We start from the raw sequence: 17,506 nt of genomic DNA on the forward strand, positions 1-17,506 counted from the left end.
CATGAATTTTTCAGATTTTTTTCCCATGTGGAATAAATTAACGCCTGACCAACAGAATCGATTAAAGGACACCGCCTCCTTTCGTTCTATAAAAAAGGGAACTGTCATTCACAACGGTTCCATGGACTGCATCGGTCTGCTGCTCATCCAGTCCGGTCAGCTTCGCGCCTATATTTTATCAGAGGAAGGCCGGGAGGTTACCATCTACCGTCTCTTTGAGATGGACATCTGTCTGTTTTCCGCCTCCTGCATCATGCCGAGTATCCAGTTTGAGGTAATCATCGAGGCAGAAAAGGACACTGACCTCTGGATCATTCCCGCCTGGGTATACAAGCAGCTTCTCGAGGAATCCGCGCCGCTTGCCAACTACACCAACGAGATCATGGCAAGCCGTTTTTCCGAGGTTATGTGGCTCATCGAGCAGATCATGTGGAAGAGCCTCGACAAACGGCTGGCTGCCTTTCTTCTGGATGAGGCTTCGCTGGAAGGGACAAACCAGCTCAGGCTCACGCATGAAATCATCGGGAACCATCTCGGCACCGCCCGCGAGGTCATCACAAGAATGCTGCGCTATTTCCAGAGTGAGGGAATCGTAAAGCTAACCCGGGGCAGTGTAGAGATCACGGATTCCAAAAAGCTTGCGGCGCTCGCCGGGGACTGAAGTCTTCACTGCAGCTCTATAGCATCGCAAGAATATCAGACTTCGGTCTTGCCCCCGCCGACTGGCTCACGATTTTTCCATCCTTCACAACCATCAGCGTCGGAATGCTCATGATCCGGTAAGCCGACGCCAGCTCCTGCTCGTCGTCCACGTTTACCTTGCACACCTTGATGTCCGGTCGTTCCTCTGCGACTTCCTCCAGGATCGGACCGACCATACGGCAGGGACCGCACCACGCCGCCCAGAAATCAAGCAGGACCGGCTTCTCACTTTCTAATACTTCTCTCTGAAAATTTTCCTTCGTTATATGTAATACTGACATCTTTTATTCCTCCTTTGTGTTTGATGGGCTTATCATAACGCAAATAGGAACTTCCTTCCGTGACAATGTCACGCTCACTGCATTCCCGCCTCTGCATTTTCATCCGCGGTACCCGCGCGGCGTCACCCCATACCTCTTTTTAAACTGGCGGTTGAAATTGGAGAGGTTTGCAAAGCCTGCATTCTCCGCGATTATCAGGATTTTGTCGTCCGTCTCGCGCAGCTTCTCCGCCGCTGCCGCCAGCCTGCGCTCATTTAAATATGTCAGAAAGCTTGTGCCCGTCATCTGCTTAAACCAGCGCATAAAATGACTGCCGCTGCATCCGCAGAAATCCGCCATATCCTGTACAGTGAGCGGCTGCGCATAATCCTGCTCAATCCTCTGCAGCACCATTTTCAGCCGCTCCATGTCGGGAGTATCCCGCTCCGGCGCCTCCGGGCACATGCGCAGCAGACAGAGCAGCAGCTCCAGCAGCGCTGCCTTCACACCAAGCTCATAGCCGCGCTCCCGCCCGCTGCAAAGCTGCTCCGCCCTGCGCAGGCAGTCCGCGATCTGCTCATACCCTGCGTCTACCGGACAGAACACGGCGGGCTGCAAAAGCTGCCCGGAAGCCAGCGGCACCAGGTATTCCTTATCGCACACGTCGGCTGCGCCGCCGCCCAGAAACTCCACCTCAAAGATAATGTTTTCATATTCCATGCAATGTCCCGGCATTCCGTAGATTGCGTGCAATGTTCCCGGCGGCATCACAAAAATATCTCCACTTCTGGCATCCCCCATCATCCGGCCGATCTGTATCCTGCCGGCGCCCTTCTTCACAAAAATAATCTCCATATTTTTGTGCCAGTGCAGGGCGACCGACGGAAAATCGCCCGGGATCGTACAAGGATATATATTGAAAGGAAACATCCGGCTTCCATGCTTTTTCGTCTCCTGGAATTTCTCCATTTCACTTTTCCTGTCCATACGCGCTCCTTCCCGGCAATTCGCCGCACCTTATTCCCGCGAGCAATGAGCCAGGCTGCATGTCCATTTGGCGGCGGCTGCTCACATTCGCTTCTATGATAGAATAGTATCATAATCTGCGATAATTTTGCAAGATTACTTTCCTCATTTATGATAATACTATTAGTAAATAAAATAAAAATGAAGAAAGGGGCATTTCCATGAACAAAGAACTTTATCGTAAGCTTAACGCGCTCTGCACAAAACCGCTGGCGGAGGCATCCAACGAGGAGGTTTACCTTGCGCTGCTGAAGCTTGTGCAGGAGCTGAGCCAGAAGAAGGAAAAGCCGGTCACCGGCCGAAAGCTTTACTATATCTCGGCTGAGTTTCTGATCGGCAAGCTGCTCTCCAACAATCTGATCAATCTTGGCATCTATGATGAAGTCCGCGGGATTTTGAAGGATGCCGGAAAAGATCTTTCCGACATCGAGGAGCTGGAGCCGGAACCGAGCCTTGGCAACGGCGGTCTCGGCCGTCTCGCCGCCTGCTTCCTGGACAGCCTCGCCACCTTAAACCTGCCGGGCGACGGTATCGGTCTGCGCTACCACTGCGGTCTGTTCCGCCAGAATTTCCAGAACGATGTGCAGAGCGAGACGCCGGATTTCTGGCTGACGGAGCACTCCTGGGCGGAAAAGACAGACACCGTATACCCGGTTCAGCTTGCCGGAAAAACCTATCCGGCGCGCTTATATAAGCTGAACGTCACCGGCTACAACGGGCGCACCAACAGCCTCAATCTGTTTGATCTGGATACCATCGACGAATCGCTGATCCAAAGCGGCATCTCCTTCGACAAGACGGATATCGAAAAAAATCTGACACTGTTTCTCTATCCGGACGATTCCGACGACGACGGACGCCTGCTGCGCATTTATCAGCAATATCTGATGGTTTCCGCCGGAGCGCAGCTCATCCTTTCCGAGTGCGAGGCGCGCGGATGCGATTTCCACAATCTCGCCGACTACGCGGCAATTCAGATCAACGACACGCATCCGAGCATGGTAATCCCTGAACTGATCCGTCTTCTCGGCGAAAAGGGCATCGACTTCGCGGAAGCCGTGCAGATCGTCACCGACACCTGCGCCTACACCAACCACACTATCCTCTCGGAGGCGCTGGAAAAGTGGCCGCGTCATTTTCTCGGCCAGGTAGTGCCGCAGCTCATGCCGATCATTGAAAAGCTGGACGCTCTTGCACGCACGCGAACAGACGATGAGAGCACTGCCATCATCGACTGCTGGCAGACCGTTCACATGGCAAACATGGACATCCATTTTACACATTCCACGAACGGCGTTGCCGCGCTGCACACGGAAATTCTCAAAAACAGCGAGCTTGCAAATTTCTACCGCCTCTACCCGGAGAAATTCAACAACAAGACAAACGGCATCACCTTCCGCCGCTGGCTTCTGGAATGCAACCCGGCGCTCGCAAAAGAGATCGAAACGCTGATCGGATCCGGCTTTAAACAGGACGCCGACGAGCTTGAGAAGCTGCTCGCCTTTACAGAGGATGAGAAGGTACTCAGGAAGCTGACCGACATTAAAAAGGACAACAAAAAAGCGCTCGCCGACTGGCTGTACCACCGGCAGGGTGTGAAGATCAACCCGGATGCGATGTTTGCGATCCAGTCGAAGCGCCTGCACGAATACAAGCGCCAGCAGCTCAATCTGCTGTTCCTCATCCATCAATATCTGGAGATCAAGGCAGGGCACACCCCGGCGACTGCGCTTGTGAGCATTTTCGGTGCGAAGGCAGCGCCTGCCTACACGATCGCCAAGGATATCATCCACGCGCTGATCGCGCTGTCAAAGGTAATTGCCGCCGATCCGCAGGCTTCCCGGTGGATGCAGATTGTTTTCGTGGAAAATTATAATGTGACTGCAGCGGAAAAAATGATTCCCGCCTGCGACCTCTCCGAGCAGATCAGCCTCGCTTCCAAAGAGGCCTCCGGCACGGGAAATATGAAATTTATGCTGAACGGCGCGCTTACGCTCGGTACGATGGACGGCGCCAACGTAGAGATCGCAGAGCGCGTGGGAAATGAAAATATCTATATCTTCGGTCAGAGCAGCAAGCAGGTCATCGACCGCTATGCAAAGGGCGATTACTGCGCGCACGACTGGTACGAGAGCGATCCGAACCTCCGCCGCGCGATCGATTTCCTGTGCAGCCCCGAAATGAAGAAGGCAGGACATGAAGAAAATCTGTCCCGCCTGCAGAATGAACTGATCCGGAAAGACTGGTTCCAGACGCTGCCCGACTTCAACGCCTATCTGGTGCGCAAAAACCAGGCAATGATGGATTACGCCGCAAGCCCGGAAAACTGGAGCAGGAAAGCGCTTGTCAATATCGCAAAGGCCGGCTTCTTCTCCTCCGACCGCACGATTGCGGAATATAACCGCGACATCTGGCACCTGGGAGAGTAACCTGCAGAACCTGCCGCCGGCAGCTTCCTTCGGATGCATGGCAAAGCAGGGCAGACCGCGCAGTCCCCGGACCTACCGGCTCCGGCTGACTGCGCGGTCTGCTATCTTACGCTAATTCATGCATCCACACACGCATCTGGTTTTCTCCTCTGTTCGCCCATGTGTAGTAAGGAATTGCCGTGAGCACCGCTTTTTCCTTTACCGGGCGCTCCTCGCTGTACAGCGCGTCCGTGCCCTTCATCCGGTAGCCGTCTATTTTCAGCAGCATGTTTCCCGCCAGCACACCTTCCTCGCACCAGACTGCCTCCGGCTCTGCCGTCTCCGGGATCCGCAGACTCTGAACATCCATTCCGTTGTCGACTCCCTCAAAGCAGTAAACGATCGGTCCGCGCATGAGCGCCACGCAGCCTGCGTCGTCCCGCACCTTCTGGTTGGCAAATACTTTTCTGACCGGCATATCAAACAGCACCTCCACCCGGTCGCCCTCCTTCCAGGCGCGCTCCAGGTACAGATAACCTTTCTTTAAATATGCTTCCACGTCGACTGCTTCTCCGTTTACCTTCACGATCGTGCCCTTATCTTTTGGCTTTACATAGCCCGGAATGTGGATCGCCAGGGTGAATTCCGTCTCCTTCGGGGAAATCTGATAAACAATCTTTCCCTCCCACGGATAGCTGCTTTCCACGGAAATCCTCGCCTTTTTCAGATCCGCCTCCTGTCCGATCAGCAGGTGGGAGTAAACGGTATCCGTGCTCTCGCTCCACGTATAGGACGCAAGGGACGTCACCATGCGAACCAGATTCGTCGGACAGCAGGCGCACTCGTACCAGCCGGGACGCTCCGGCAACGCATGACGGTACCCGAAAATTTTTCCGGAAATGCCCGGCTGGATCTCCAGCGGATTTACATAGAAGTAGCGCTTTCCGTCAAGCTGGATGCCGCTGATAGTGCCGTTGTAAAGCTCCCGCTCCATGATATCCGCATACGCTCCGTCCGCCTCGATCTCCAGCATCTGCTTTGCAAAAAATACCATTGCGATCGACGCGCAGGTTTCCGCATACGCCATATCGTTCGGCAGGTCGTAGTCCTCCGAAAATGCTTCTCCCTCCATCGTGGAGCCTATGCCTCCGGTGATATACATCCGCTGGTTTACAATGTTGTTCCAGAGTGTGCGGCATGCCCGGTACAGCCGTTCGTCGCCGTCCTCTCCTGCCAGATCCGCCATCGCCGTATACATATAAACCGCGCGCACTGCATGTCCAACCGCTTTATCCTGCTCATAGATCGGTTTATACATCTGCGCGTATTTCGTATCCAGCGGATCAAGCGTGTACTGTCCCCAGTGCCGCCAGCCTCTTTTCACCTTTTCCTCATAGAAATAATCCGGATTTTTTCCGCGCTCCTCCAGGAAGAACCGCGCCATTTTCTTATATTTTTCTTTTCCGGTCGCGCGGTAGAGCTTCATCAGACCGATCTCCACCTCCTGGTGTCCCGGTATTCCGCGCTCCTTATCCTCACCGAAGCGGCTGATGATGTGGTCCGCCATCCGCTCCATAACATGAAGGAGCTTTGTCTTTCCGGTAGCCTGGTAATATGCCACCGCCGCCTCCATCATATGTCCCGCACAGTAAAGCTCATGGCATTCCTCCAGGTTCTGCCAGCGGTGCTCCGGCTCCTTGATGGTAAAGTAGGTATTCAGATAACCGTCCTCCTGCTGGGCCCTGGCAATGATTTCGATCATCTCATCAGCGCGCTTTTCCAGCCCGGCGTCCGGCTTTACCGTCAGCGAGTAAGCGACGCCCTCCAGCCATTTCGCCACATCGCTGTCCTGGAATACCATCCCGTAAAATTCTCCCTCGCTAAGTCCGGCGGCAATACGGAAGTTTTCAATAGCATGACTTTTTGCGACGCCTTCCACCTCGTCGTTCAGAACCTTTTCCTGAAACGGAATCACGACGTCGATCATCCGCTTCTGCATTTCGGACCAGAAGCCATCCCTGATCTGTACCTGTTTTACGGTAACTTCATCTCCCGCTTTTTTCATTCTTGCTGTCTCCCCTGTTCATATTTGCACCCGCCCTTTTTATCTCAAACGGGAAACCATTTGCCGCAACTGCCTGCGTTAAAAATATACGGATCGCGTTTGTTGTGTCCATGCCTAAATCTTTAAACAGCTCATCTGACCTTACCTTCAAATCATCGTCAACTCTTATTTGAATCGTACTTGCCATCTCAGCATCATTACCGCCTCGCTGTGATCATGCACGCCGTTTAAGCATCCTTCGGCAGGCTCTGCATATACTCATCCATCGCCTCTGCGACCTCCTTGGAGTGCGCTACCGCCTCAACCACCGTGCGCGCGCCATTCACAACGTCGCCGCTGGCAAAGATGCCCGGCTTTGTGGTGCGTCCCTTCTCATCCGTCACCAGCAGGCCTCTCTTGTCCGCCTGCAGCCCCTCCGTGTTTTTCACAAGGCGGTTCATCGGTCCTTGGCTGATGGAAACAATTACGCTGTCCGCCGGATACAGCTTTTCCGTATCCGGGATCTGCTCGACACTGCCGTCCTCGTGCTCAATGACGTCTGCAAAAATCACGCCCTCGTCCGTAATTTCCACCGGGGCCTTGCAGTAGAAAAATTCCACGCCCTCCAGCACTGCGTAATCAAATTCATGTTTGCTTGCCGCCACGCCCTCGCTGCGCGAAAAGCACTGCAGATAGCGCACGCCGTGCCGGATCGCCGTTCTCGCCACATCCATCGCGGCATTGCCCGCTCCGATCACGATCACGCGCTCGCCCAGATGATAGCTGTCCGGGCTGTTCAGATAATTGATGCCAAAATGCACGTGTCCCAGCGTCTCGCCCTTAATGTGGAGCGCGTTCGGCTTCCACACGCCGGTGCCGACGAAGATCGCCTTATAGCCGTCGCGCATCAGATCGTCTATGGAAATATCCGCTCCGATCATCGTGTTCGGGCGCACCTTGATATCTTTTAAAATCAGATGCCGGTACTCAAAATCGTCGAGCACGCTCTTCGGCAGACGAAATTCCGGGATGCCGTAGCGGAGAATGCCGCCGATTTTTTCCTTCCCCTCAAAGATCGTCACCTGGTAGCCCTTGCGCGCCAGAATGACCGCGATCGTCAGTCCGGCAGGACCGGAGCCGATGATCGCCGCGCGCATCCCGTTGGACGGCGCCGGACCCTTCACCATCTTGGAGCTGTAGGTGGTGGAGATGTAGTTTTCAATAACGGAGAAATGCACCGGAGCGCCCTTTTTGCCCAGCACGCAGTGCCCCTCGCACTGATTTTCGTGGTTGCAGACAAGGCTGCACACCGTCGTCAGCGGATTATTCTCAAACAGCATCCAGCCCGCCTCATCCAGCTTACCGTCCAGCAGCAGCCGGATGACCTTCGGGATCGGCGTGCTGATCGGACACCCCTTCTGACACTGCGGATTTTTGCAGTTTAAACAGTGATTCGCCTCGTCTAAAACATGAATTGCCATAAAATTCCTCCTCTCAGAAATAATTCACACTGCACTAAACGGTTTCACCTGTTTTTATTGTAGCATTTTTCTTATTTCAGAGACAAGTTTGTTCGCGGCATGGCAGACCTGTTTCACGACGCAGTAATATGTTTTTCCTGCTTTCAGGCTTTTTTCGCTATCGCATCAATTGCTTTTATTTCTTCCTCTGTAAAGGACATATTCCGCAGCGCTCCAATGTTATCAAGAATCTGCTCCTTCTTTGAGGCGCCGACGATCACGCTCGTCACAACCTGGTCGCGGAAGATCCAGGCGAGCGCCATCTCCGCGAGGCTCTGCCCGCGCTTTTTCGCCAGCTCATTCAGCGCCCGTATCTGTGCCAGACGTTCCTCGCTGAGCGCGGACTGCTTCAGGAAGCGTCCGTCCGAGCGAATACGGCTGTCCGCCGGGATACCGTTCAAATAGCGGTCAGTGAGCAAGCCCTGCGCGAGCGGACTGAACGCAATAATTCCCTTATGAAGCTTCGCCGCAATCTCCTTCAGTCCATTCTGCTCGATCGTGCGGTCGAAAATGGAGTAACGGTTCTGGTTAATGATAAACGGACAATGCAGCTCTTTTAAAATCGCAGCCGCCTGCTCCATCGTCTCGCCATCGTAATTGGAAAGCCCCACGTACAGCGCCTTTCCGCTTTTCACGATCTGGGAAAGCGCCTCCATCGTCTCCTCCAGCGGCGTTTCCTTATCCATACGGTGATGATAAAAAATATCAACGTACTCCAGCCCCATGCGCGTGAGGCTCTGATCGATGCTGGCGATCAGATATTTCCGGCTGCCGCCGTCCCCGTAAGGTCCGTCCCACATAGTATATCCCGCCTTGGAGCTGATGATCATCTCATCCCGGTAGCTCTGAAAATTTTCCCGGAGTATGCGTCCGAAATTTGTCTCCGCGCTCCCCGCTGGCGGTCCGTAATTATTCGCCAGGTCAAAATGTGTGATCCCATTGTCAAAGGCGGTAAACAGCAACTCCTTCATATTTTCGAGCGCCGCCGTCTCCCCGAAATTGTGCCACAGTCCGAGCGAAACTGCCGGGAGACGCAGCCCGCTTTCCCCGCAGCGGTTATACTTCATTTTACCGTAACGTTCGTTTTCTGCAAGATACATCGAAAATTCCTCCTTTTTCAATATAGTTTCTTACTGTTATTCCTGCGCTTTTTCAACATATTGTTCCCCGCTTCTGTCAGTCTGGGTGATGAAAATCTGCGGAATCAACGTTTCACAAAATATTCCTCATACCACACCAGGAAGGTGTAAATCGTCCACACTTTTCGCCAGTTATCCGAATTTCCTCCGATATAGTCCTCAAGTATCGCGTTAATTTCATCCAGATTAAAAAACTTCGCCGCCATGTCGCTCTTAAATTTTGCGCGCACATCCTGGTTATAGCGATCATCCGCCATCCAGATACGGATCGGCACGATAAAACCAAGCTTTTTGCGGAAAGCAATTTCCTCCGGCAGCACCTTTGCCGCCGCAGTGCGGAACGCTACTTTATTCTGCTCCTCATTTACCTTATATCTGGACGGCATTCTCGATGCAATATCAAAAATCCTGCGGTCAGTGAGCGGCATACGGATTTCCAGACCAGCCGCCGTGCTCATCTTATCCACATTCAGATAAATATCGCCCTCCAGCCAGATCTGGATGTCCACATTAGACATTTTGGTGAGCGGATCTAACCCTTCCGTCTCCTCATAAATCTCTTTTACCAGATTGATCGGCAATACCTTTTCATTATAATTCTTGAGTATCTTTTTCTTTTCGTCCTCCTTCATAATGTTGGTATTGCCGACATAGAAGGTTTTCAGATTATCTCCATAGCGCTCTGCATTACGGTACATATTATAGCCGCCGAAAAACTCGTCAGCGCCCTCTCCGGAATAGCAAAGCTTTGTGTGCTCTGCTGTCGCGCGGCAGGCGATCGCAAACGCGATCGCAGACGCATCGCCAAGCGGCTGCTCCATGTGATACATCACATACGGTACAATTGCAAAGTATTCTTCCGGTGTGATCCGGCAGCGGCTGTTCGCCCTTCCAAGAATTTTCGCCGTCTCCAGCGCCAGCCCGGATTCATCAAAGCGTGCCTCATCATAACCGCAGGAATCCGTCATCTGCGCATCCGACATTGCAAGCACATAGGAGGAATCCACGCCGCCGGACAAAAATGATTCCGCTGTTTCCTCCGCCGACTTCACCTCCGGCATAATCTCCCGGATCGTTTCATGGATTTCCTCAGCCCAATCCTCCAGAGATCTGCTCTCGTCCGGACAAAACTGCGGCGTCCAATAACGTTCGATCGTCAGCTTTCCATCCTGCCAGATCAGATAGCGCCCCGGCATCAGCTTTTTCACGCCTTTAAAGAAGGTATCCTCGCCTGCTACATAGGTGAGGCTGAGGTAAAGCTGCAGCATCTCCTCATTTAATTCCTTTACAAAGCCCGACTGCTCCATGATCCTGCGGATGGTCGTTCCATAAAGCAGTCTCCCATCCGACGTCTCATAATAATAGAACGGCTTTGTCCCAAACTGGTCACGCAGGCAGAAAAGCTTCTGCGCTTCCTCATCCCACAGCGCAAAGGCAAACATGCCATGCATATGATCCGCCATCCGGCATCCCCATTTCTCATATGCTTTTACCAGTATCTCCGTTTCGCGCGCTTCTCTGGAAAGCGCAGTATCAACGCCAAGCTCCCTGCAAAGCACCTCCCAGTTGCGGATATGCCCTCTGTACTCTTTTACTTTTATCATATGTCTGATTTCTCCTGTTTACATATTTATAGTTTTTCTTCTGCACTTATTATAGCTTTAAATAATACATCGGTCAATCACCTGTTCCGCGCAGGTCCGCATTCTCTTTTCTCATTCTTTACTGTTCACAGCAACCTTCGCATCGCAGCAGATGATTGAAGCGTAAAAGCAGTACTTCCCATAACGCCAAAAAGAGCAGGGTCTCTGCAACCCTGCTCCTTCATGTTCCGCGATATATCCCGGTCTGTATATGAAATTTCTTTATTCCTCAGCCGCTGCTTCCTCTGTGTCCGCCTCTGCCGCCTTATTGTGGATCTCTGTTACCGCAACCACAGTTGCTTCCGGATCCGTCATCAGATGAATCTTTTCATTGGAAGCAAGCTCCAGATCTTTTACAAGAACGCTGTCTCCGATCTTCATATTCTCCATATTGATCTCCACTTTATCTACCAGTGCTTCCGGAACAGCCTTGTATGCAATTTCATGCAGCTTTAACTGGATAAGTCCATTTACCACCTTATCATGGTTCAGCAATACGACCTCCGCCACAGAGTGTACTTCCTCTCCGCTTACCAGCGCCTGGAAATCAATTTCATCAATCTGGCGTTTCATCGAATTATAGTCGATTTCTTTAATCAGAACATCCAGCTTTTTGCCCTCTACTTCCAGCATGATCTGGCTGCCCTTGTTGCATGTTTTTAAGAGACGTTCTGCATCCTTCTTTTCAATTTTTACCGGTATCGTTTCTTTCAGTTCTTTGCCAAATACATTGCCGGTAACAAATCCTTCCCGTCTGAGTTTTTTTGCCTTTGTGTCCAAACTTCTTCTTTCAGCTTTCAAAGTATTCATTTATCTTTTCCTCCATAATCACTGAATGCCTGGCAGGCTCACATATTATAATGCAGGTCTGTAAGTATCTCCTCTTTGTTACATATACAGTATAACACCTATAGCAGAAAAAGATTAACCAAAATAAAAAGAAATGTTGTGTACTTTTTTAAAAAATTGCACAACATTTCTCCCGATCTGTTCGTATCAGATTCTCCAAAATCATGAAACCATTTTACATAAAAAGCGGAAGAATCCTCTCCGCAATAAACACAGCGCCGCACGCCAGAAGCGCTACCGTGAGCAGACTTTTCTCCCTGTAGGCTGCGATCAATGCCACAGCAAATCCGATCGCCGCCGAAACAGTGCTGTTCGTTGCCGAAAGGATTGCCGGAAAAGTCATCGCTGCCAGACACGCATATGGGACATAATACAAAAACGACTTTATGTAAGGACTGGTTATTTCTTTTTTTACGAGCGCCATCGGCAGCATACGGATGAGGTACGTCACGCCTGCCATCACCAGAATGTACACATAAACATTATGACTCATGAATGCTGTTCCTCCTTTTCCTCTTTCACCGGGCAGACATATGCGGCAATGCCCGCCACAAGCAGCGTTGTGATAATAATCACAAAACCGGATGAAACATTTTTTAATACGGGTGCTGCCGCGAACAGACTGCTGACTGCCATCGCCCCAAGTACCACCCCGGCCACTGCACGATTAGTCTTTGCAGGCGGGATAATAATCGCAAGGAACATTCCATAAATCGCTACGCTCAGTGCGCTCATCATAAATTCCGGCAGCAGATTGCCGGAAATTGCTCCGGCCAGCGTGCCAAGCGTCCAGCCCGGAATCGCCACGCACATTGCTCCGTAATTGTAATATGGACTGACCTTCCCCTCCTGGCTGGCGCTGACGCCAAAAATTTCATCCGTAATTCCAAATGACACCAGGCATCTGTGCAGCAGAGACGTCTTTGTCTCCATCTTCTGCGAAAGCGAGAAGGACATCAGACAATAACGCAGATTAATAATTAGCTGCGTCAGCGCCATCTCCCAGTAAGAGCCTGCTGCAAGTATAATATCCAGACCGGCAAACTGCCCGGCAGATGTAAGGTTCGTCAGAGAAATCAACACTGCCTGCCAGATGCTTAAGCCCCCGGACACCGCCATCATACCAAACGTAAACGACACCGCGAAATATCCAAGTGCAATTGGTACTCCATCCTTCAGGCCTCTTCTAAAGCTCTCGCGTTTCATGAAACGCCCCTCCGTTTCCTCTAAAGTCAGACTTTTGTTATTGTACCACTCCTTCCAGGGAACTGCAATCGAAAATTATGGTTACAAATTTCTTTGACACCTTTCACATAAGCACCTATAATATTTTCAAAAGAACATTACCGATTTAAAGGAGTCCGCTATGCCGCACATTATTGAAATCACTGATTTTTCCGCCCCGGAGCTCGACGTCTACGCACGCCTCACAGAAAACCAGCTTCTCAACCGCCACGAACCGGAAAAAGGTCTTTTTATCGCAGAAAGCCCCAAGGTAGTGGAACGTGCGCTGAATGCCGGATGCACGCCCGTGTCAGTTTTACTGGAGCGGAAACACATTGAAGGAGAAGCGCGCGATATCCTTGCCCGCTGCGGCGATGTTCCCGTCTACACGGCAGATTTTGATATCCTTACAAAGCTTACCGGCTTTGCGCTTACGCGCGGCGTGCTGTGCGCCATGAGGCGTCCGGCGCTGCCCACAGCAGAGAATGTATGCCTTGGCGCCCGCCGCATCGCCGTGCTGGAAAATATAATGAATCCCACCAATGTCGGCGCAATTTTTCGTTCGGCGGCAGCCCTGGGCATAGACGCTGTTCTTCTCACACCGGACTGCAGCAATCCCTTATACCGCCGCGCGATCCGCGTCAGCATGGGAACTGTTTTCCAGATCCCCTGGACGTGGCTGCCGGCAGAGCCTAAGCAGCCTTCCCCGTCCTATATCCCTTTCCTGAAAAACCTTGGATTTCAGACGGCAGCTCTGGCATTGACAGATAACTCTATTTCCCTTGCAGACCAGCGTCTTGCCGCGACCGAAAGACTTGCTATTATACTTGGCTCCGAGGGAGACGGGCTCTGCGCCGCCACGCTTTCAGACTGTGACTATACGATCCGCATTCCCATGATGCACGGCGTCGACTCTCTGAACGTAGCCGCCGCAAGCGCTGTCGCGTTCTGGGAGCTGTGCAAATATCCGGGATAGCCCCTATACACGCCCGCCCCGCGCAGTTTTTTCACCTGTAATCCCGCCTTTTCCGCAAAGACGCGGCACTCCCCGCGCTGCTCACTGTTCCCACACAAGCGCGCTTTCCTGCTTCGCCAGGATGCCGTTGCCACAATCATACCATGTCTCCAGCTTATCTTCCTGATCATCAGTCCGGTCATATACCGCTCTGTCAGAAAAGCGCTCGCCGGATAGCTTTTCTTTTTCTGTCTCCGCCAGAAGATACGCTGTCCCCGGTTCCATATTCAGACTTTCCGGCAGCCTGCCCGGAGTATATTCTTCCTGCTTTATGCACTGATGCGCCTCATCCATCTGATAAAGCGTGATCTTTACCGGGCGGTGCATTGTTGCAAAGCTGACCTTCACACTGCTTTTTGCCGTCTGGCTCTTTCCGTTTTCCGTCGTCTTTGTCTCCGCGGTTAAAGCAGACGCAAAATGTACCTCTTCCTCTTCCGATTCCCCGCTTGTGCTGAAGCCCTCTCCGGCAATCAGGTAAACCTGCCCTTCTGCCGTCTGATACACCGGGTTCAGATAATAGGAAATCCCTTTATCCGACTGTCCCGGGATCATGTATATCGTACCCTCCATGCTCACTTCATCACCCGCATCTGTGACAGTTATATTAAAATCCACATCGGAAATCCCGGTATCGTATACCGAATGCCAGCCCCTGTTTCCGTCTTTATCCTCCAGAACCGGCGTAAAAAAGGAAATCCCCTCCACATCTTTAAAGGAAATGTCCCAGTCGTAAGTATCCTCGCTGCCCTTTTTATCGATTACCGCGTAGAGTCTCCCCTCGTATCCGGAAGTATTGCTGATCTGGATTTCGTTCGCCTTCACAAGCCAAGATGCATGATCCTGCAGATACGCATCCATGTCAAAGAGATCCAGATGATCCGACGTGATGAGCGCTCCGATCAGCCGGTCATCCCCGCCTTCCGTTTCCGCACCGGGAACTGCCAGCGAACAGCCGCTCAAAAGCAGCGCCGTAAATATCCCCAAAAATATTATCCGGTTTCTACTCCTCATGCTTCTCCTCCTCTCCAAGCTCTCCGTCAAACTTTAAAATATCCCCCACATCGCACTGCAGATAGTAGCAGATGCGGTTTATCGTGTGAAAGCGGACGCCCTTTGCTTTTCCGCTGCGCAGCACGGAAAGATTTGCCTCGGTAATACCCACCAGGGCGCAAAGCTCCTTCGACGTCATTCCCCGCTCTTTTAAAACCATTTCAAGACAAACTCTGATTCCCATTTCTTACCTCTCCGTGAAAAGCATAGGATTCCTTTATATAAACAGATCATGCTCCTGTTTCATCCGCTGGTCCTCCTGCAGATAGCGTGCCGCCAGCAGCATTGCCAGCACAAAGACGATGGAAAGCACCGGAAAATGGATGGTAATGTTTACCCGGTAAAGATACCGGTGCAGTAAAAGCTGCAGCACATGAAACAGTATTTCCGCTGCGATCGTCACCATGAGCGCCGACCGGCAGAAATCCGCCAGCCTGCCGACCGTGCTGACCGCCGCATCAGAATAGCGGTCCTGCGCCAGTGCATCCAGCATTTTTACCGCGAAAAATACAGCCACCAGATCCATACTGTAGGGCATCGCTTTCACGGCAAACTGAAATACCAGAAACGCGTAGGTAAGTGTCAGCTCCTGCGCCGTCCCAAATACCGCCGCTTCCACCGACGACATACTGTTGCCGCTCCTCACAGCTTCCACGGCAGAGAGCAGATCCCCGATCCCCTGTCCAAATATCGCAAATACAAATGCTGTCATCGTAAACAACAGCAGAATTTTCAGCGCCGCCTGCAGCTTTCTTACATCCGCCGACGTATACATATGCAGCATCCGCAGCGCCAGATAGCCGCAGAGCACCGCATAGAAGGTACTCCCAAGCATCCACTTTCCGCTTCCTGCCACGCCCGTCTGCAGTAATCCCGGATTGATCATATAATAATTCACAAAAAACAGCAGCGCGCTCATAGCAGGCAGAAGCCAGTCCGCCCGGCAGAGCATTTTCCTGCTCCTCAGAATAAAAAATACAACGCATGGGAGCAGACTTAGCAGCAGATAGAACGCAACAGCCACTGCATTGCCGGCCCTCCCGGACAGAGAAAGCCTGCGCAGCCCCCAGCCGATCTGCTCAAACGGAAACGCTGTAATGGTGGTAAACATACCGGAAACCTGCATCTGCGGCAGCGCAAATATCACACAAAAGATTGCCTCCAAAACCAGTGCAGTGTAAAAGATCTTATATCTCATGCCGTCACCTCCGGATAAATCGTTATCGCGTTCAGAAATTATTGTTTTACGATAATCTTCTAAGAAAAGTATAGCACAAAATTATCGTTAGTCAATAATTTTGTGCCATTTTTCTCAACTTCTATTTCTCAGATCCTTACTGTTCACTCCGTTCGCAGTAACCTTCGCAGATCCATTTAAAATCCGCTTCGCGAATGGGATTTGCCCGCAATTTTACTATCCCTTCAGCCCGCGCGCCTGCCGGTCCATGTCCTCCACGACAATATCATATATTTCGCCAAGCGTCGCACAATATTCCAGCACCTCCCACGGCTTGTTGGTGTGAAAATGGATTTTGATCAGCTCCTCATCGCCCACTGCCAGCAGGCAGTCGCCCTCAAAATGTCCGGTGATGTAATCACTGATCTCATCCTCGTCGAGATTTTCCCCTTCGATCAATAGTTGTGTGTCATACTTAAATTCTAACATATGTTACCTCCCGTATTTTTTCTGGTTTTGATTTTATCATATTGGCGGGAGTTTTTCCACTGAAATCACAGCTATTGTTCCTTAAATACCTTTCACATCACATATTTTTTCAAACTATCGGAGACATCTCCTGTTTTCTGTGATATACTGGATCCATCAGAATTCTCTCATTACAGAGGTGACATTGAAAATGGTGTGTGAAATCACAAATGCAGATATCGCCGCTCCCCTGTTTGACGGCTGGGAGGAAACACTGATCTGGTCCTGCCTGCAGAAAGTTATGGGAAAGCTATATGCAAATGCCCCGGAAAATCCAACGGCAGCTATGGCGATCATTGCCGATTTTGCCTTTTTTGCCGGAGAACCGGATGCGGAGCTGGCAGCCTGTAAACCAGACTGGTGCACACAGGATTTCATAATCCTGGTTCCGCAAAATGATGCATGGAAGGATCTGCTGCTGCGCTGTTATGGCGCAAAGGCAACGCCTGTCATCCGCTATGCATTTTATAAACAACCCCATATATTTGATACAAAAAAATTAGAGCAGATCGTATGTGATCTGCCCGCAGAATGTGAGCTTGCTCTGATTGATGAACACTTTTACAATCTGTGCAGTGCCGAAGCCTGGAGTGCTGACCTGATATCGCAGTTTAAAGATTATGAGACATTCCGCCGTCTGGGACTCGGTGTAGTGCTGCATAGGGATGGTGTGATCCTTTCCGGCGCGTCCTCCTACACCAGATACCGGGAAGGCATCGAAATCGAAATTGACACCCGGGCAGACTGCCGCCGCCAGGGCTTTGCCCGCCTGTGCGGTGCAAAATTGATCCTGGAATGCCGGAAACGCAAGCTTTATCCAAGCTGGGATGCGCAAAATCCGGCTTCCGCCGCTCTGGCGCAAAAGCTTGGCTACCGCTTCAGTCACACTTACACAGCAATCGAAATACGGGGGTATTAAGC

The 17,506-nt window shown here is 51.6% G+C and carries 17 protein-coding genes and 1 pseudogene; 4 read left to right on the plus strand and 14 right to left on the minus strand.

The features are described 5' to 3' along the window. The first annotated feature begins 1 nt into the window (after nucleotide 1). Entirely contained in the window at nucleotides 2-661 is a 660-nt protein-coding gene (locus tag ACLU9Q_RS02640; protein WP_296906040.1) for a Crp/Fnr family transcriptional regulator, read from the plus strand. A gap of 16 nt (nucleotides 662-677) precedes the next feature. On the opposite strand, the gene trxA is transcribed toward ACLU9Q_RS02640, so the two are convergent. Together trxA and ACLU9Q_RS02650 are read right to left on the minus strand one after the other, a co-directional pair. Continuing rightward, nucleotides 678-983, minus strand: coding sequence for a thioredoxin (gene trxA / locus ACLU9Q_RS02645; protein ID WP_296906037.1), 306 nt, complete (start codon nucleotides 981-983; stop codon nucleotides 678-680). Between the two features lie 99 nt (nucleotides 984-1,082). Continuing rightward, on the minus strand, nucleotides 1,083-1,949 hold the full coding sequence (locus ACLU9Q_RS02650; RefSeq protein WP_296906035.1) for an AraC family transcriptional regulator: 867 nt from the start codon (nucleotides 1,947-1,949) through the stop codon (nucleotides 1,083-1,085). A 200-nt stretch (nucleotides 1,950-2,149) separates the two neighbouring features. Here ACLU9Q_RS02650 and ACLU9Q_RS02655 point away from each other — a divergent pair, with 200 nt between their 5' ends. Beyond that, nucleotides 2,150-4,417, plus strand: a complete 2,268-nt coding sequence (locus tag ACLU9Q_RS02655; RefSeq protein ID WP_296906033.1) for a glycogen/starch/alpha-glucan phosphorylase — start codon at nucleotides 2,150-2,152, stop codon at nucleotides 4,415-4,417. 106 nt (nucleotides 4,418-4,523) lie between these two features. Here the strand turns inward: ACLU9Q_RS02655 and ACLU9Q_RS02660 are convergent, their stop codons facing one another. The 8 genes and pseudogenes from ACLU9Q_RS02660 to ACLU9Q_RS02695 form a co-directional block, all read right to left on the minus strand. Next, entirely contained in the window at nucleotides 4,524-6,461 is a 1,938-nt protein-coding gene (locus ACLU9Q_RS02660; RefSeq protein WP_296840685.1) for a glycoside hydrolase family 127 protein, read from the minus strand. Between the two features lie 22 nt (nucleotides 6,462-6,483). Next, nucleotides 6,484-6,648 (minus strand): annotated as a pseudogene (locus ACLU9Q_RS02665) (type II toxin-antitoxin system RelB/DinJ family antitoxin); the annotation flags it as partial. 40 nt (nucleotides 6,649-6,688) lie between these two features. Further along, nucleotides 6,689-7,921, minus strand: a complete 1,233-nt coding sequence (locus tag ACLU9Q_RS02670) for an NAD(P)-dependent oxidoreductase (protein WP_296840682.1) — start codon at nucleotides 7,919-7,921, stop codon at nucleotides 6,689-6,691. Nucleotides 7,922-8,064: 143 nt separating this feature from the next. Beyond that, a complete protein-coding gene (mgrA, locus tag ACLU9Q_RS02675) occupies nucleotides 8,065-9,060 on the minus strand; it encodes an L-glyceraldehyde 3-phosphate reductase (protein WP_296840680.1) in 996 nt (331 codons plus the stop codon). Between the two features lie 104 nt (nucleotides 9,061-9,164). Next, nucleotides 9,165-10,703: an asparagine synthase (glutamine-hydrolyzing) gene (gene asnB / locus ACLU9Q_RS02680; RefSeq protein ID WP_412624618.1), complete on the minus strand. Its 1,539-nt coding sequence runs from the start codon at nucleotides 10,701-10,703 to the stop codon at nucleotides 9,165-9,167. 261 nt (nucleotides 10,704-10,964) lie between these two features. Beyond that, nucleotides 10,965-11,552 carry a 50S ribosomal protein L25 gene (locus ACLU9Q_RS02685; RefSeq protein ID WP_302591963.1) on the minus strand — a complete coding sequence of 196 codons (588 nt, stop codon included), beginning with the start codon at nucleotides 11,550-11,552 and terminating at the stop codon, nucleotides 10,965-10,967. Between the two features lie 214 nt (nucleotides 11,553-11,766). Continuing rightward, complete coding sequence (locus ACLU9Q_RS02690) at nucleotides 11,767-12,084, minus strand: AzlD domain-containing protein (protein ID WP_302591962.1); 318 nt, start codon at nucleotides 12,082-12,084, stop codon at nucleotides 11,767-11,769. Then, the gene (locus ACLU9Q_RS02695; RefSeq protein WP_302591961.1) at nucleotides 12,081-12,797 is read right to left on the minus strand and encodes an AzlC family ABC transporter permease; all 717 of its coding nucleotides are present in this window, start codon (nucleotides 12,795-12,797) and stop codon (nucleotides 12,081-12,083) included. The genes ACLU9Q_RS02690 and ACLU9Q_RS02695 overlap by 4 nt, the downstream gene beginning before the upstream one ends. A gap of 160 nt (nucleotides 12,798-12,957) precedes the next feature. Between ACLU9Q_RS02695 and ACLU9Q_RS02700 the strand changes: the two genes are divergently transcribed. Next, complete coding sequence (locus ACLU9Q_RS02700) at nucleotides 12,958-13,791, plus strand: TrmH family RNA methyltransferase (protein WP_412624619.1); 834 nt, start codon at nucleotides 12,958-12,960, stop codon at nucleotides 13,789-13,791. Nucleotides 13,792-13,872: 81 nt separating this feature from the next. Here ACLU9Q_RS02700 and ACLU9Q_RS02705 read toward each other — a convergent pair whose 3' ends face one another. From ACLU9Q_RS02705 to ACLU9Q_RS02720, 4 genes are all read right to left on the minus strand, one after another. Next, a complete protein-coding gene (locus tag ACLU9Q_RS02705) occupies nucleotides 13,873-14,841 on the minus strand; it encodes a hypothetical protein (protein WP_412624620.1) in 969 nt (322 codons plus the stop codon). Next, nucleotides 14,831-15,064, minus strand: a complete 234-nt coding sequence (locus tag ACLU9Q_RS02710) for a helix-turn-helix domain-containing protein (RefSeq protein WP_296831670.1) — start codon at nucleotides 15,062-15,064, stop codon at nucleotides 14,831-14,833. Before ACLU9Q_RS02710 ends, ACLU9Q_RS02705 begins: the two co-directional genes overlap by 11 nt. A gap of 33 nt (nucleotides 15,065-15,097) precedes the next feature. Next, entirely contained in the window at nucleotides 15,098-16,078 is a 981-nt protein-coding gene (locus ACLU9Q_RS02715) for a hypothetical protein (RefSeq protein ID WP_412624621.1), read from the minus strand. 216 nt (nucleotides 16,079-16,294) lie between these two features. Continuing rightward, nucleotides 16,295-16,546 carry a kinase to dihydroxyacetone kinase gene (locus ACLU9Q_RS02720; RefSeq protein WP_302591957.1) on the minus strand — a complete coding sequence of 84 codons (252 nt, stop codon included), beginning with the start codon at nucleotides 16,544-16,546 and terminating at the stop codon, nucleotides 16,295-16,297. Nucleotides 16,547-16,736: 190 nt separating this feature from the next. Between ACLU9Q_RS02720 and ACLU9Q_RS02725 the strand changes: the two genes are divergently transcribed. Continuing rightward, nucleotides 16,737-17,504, plus strand: a complete 768-nt coding sequence (locus tag ACLU9Q_RS02725; protein WP_412624622.1) for a GNAT family N-acetyltransferase — start codon at nucleotides 16,737-16,739, stop codon at nucleotides 17,502-17,504. Nucleotides 17,505-17,506 lie beyond the last annotated feature (2 nt).

The organism is Marvinbryantia sp. (assembly GCF_047017445.1).
Taxonomy (GTDB): domain Bacteria; phylum Bacillota; class Clostridia; order Lachnospirales; family Lachnospiraceae; genus Marvinbryantia.

Excerpts from the sequence above, each read along its gene's own strand:
- ACLU9Q_RS02640 (WP_296906040.1), top strand. The coding sequence starts at position 2 with ATGAATTTTTCAGATTTTTTTCCCATGTGGAATAAATTAACGCCTGAC.
- trxA (WP_296906037.1), bottom strand. The coding sequence starts at position 983 with ATGTCAGTATTACATATAACGAAGGAAAATTTTCAGAGAGAAGTATTA.
- ACLU9Q_RS02650 (WP_296906035.1), bottom strand. The coding sequence starts at position 1,949 with ATGGACAGGAAAAGTGAAATGGAGAAATTCCAGGAGACGAAAAAGCAT.
- ACLU9Q_RS02655 (WP_296906033.1), top strand. The coding sequence starts at position 2,150 with ATGAACAAAGAACTTTATCGTAAGCTTAACGCGCTCTGCACAAAACCG.
- ACLU9Q_RS02660 (WP_296840685.1), bottom strand. The coding sequence starts at position 6,461 with ATGAAAAAAGCGGGAGATGAAGTTACCGTAAAACAGGTACAGATCAGG.
- ACLU9Q_RS02670 (WP_296840682.1), bottom strand. The coding sequence starts at position 7,921 with ATGGCAATTCATGTTTTAGACGAGGCGAATCACTGTTTAAACTGCAAA.
- mgrA (WP_296840680.1), bottom strand. The coding sequence starts at position 9,060 with ATGTATCTTGCAGAAAACGAACGTTACGGTAAAATGAAGTATAACCGC.
- asnB (WP_412624618.1), bottom strand. The coding sequence starts at position 10,703 with ATGATAAAAGTAAAAGAGTACAGAGGGCATATCCGCAACTGGGAGGTG.
- ACLU9Q_RS02685 (WP_302591963.1), bottom strand. The coding sequence starts at position 11,552 with ATGAATACTTTGAAAGCTGAAAGAAGAAGTTTGGACACAAAGGCAAAA.
- ACLU9Q_RS02690 (WP_302591962.1), bottom strand. The coding sequence starts at position 12,084 with ATGAGTCATAATGTTTATGTGTACATTCTGGTGATGGCAGGCGTGACG.
- ACLU9Q_RS02695 (WP_302591961.1), bottom strand. The coding sequence starts at position 12,797 with ATGAAACGCGAGAGCTTTAGAAGAGGCCTGAAGGATGGAGTACCAATT.
- ACLU9Q_RS02700 (WP_412624619.1), top strand. The coding sequence starts at position 12,958 with ATGCCGCACATTATTGAAATCACTGATTTTTCCGCCCCGGAGCTCGAC.
- ACLU9Q_RS02705 (WP_412624620.1), bottom strand. The coding sequence starts at position 14,841 with ATGAGGAGTAGAAACCGGATAATATTTTTGGGGATATTTACGGCGCTG.
- ACLU9Q_RS02710 (WP_296831670.1), bottom strand. The coding sequence starts at position 15,064 with ATGGGAATCAGAGTTTGTCTTGAAATGGTTTTAAAAGAGCGGGGAATG.
- ACLU9Q_RS02715 (WP_412624621.1), bottom strand. The coding sequence starts at position 16,078 with ATGAGATATAAGATCTTTTACACTGCACTGGTTTTGGAGGCAATCTTT.
- ACLU9Q_RS02720 (WP_302591957.1), bottom strand. The coding sequence starts at position 16,546 with ATGTTAGAATTTAAGTATGACACACAACTATTGATCGAAGGGGAAAAT.
- ACLU9Q_RS02725 (WP_412624622.1), top strand. The coding sequence starts at position 16,737 with ATGGTGTGTGAAATCACAAATGCAGATATCGCCGCTCCCCTGTTTGAC.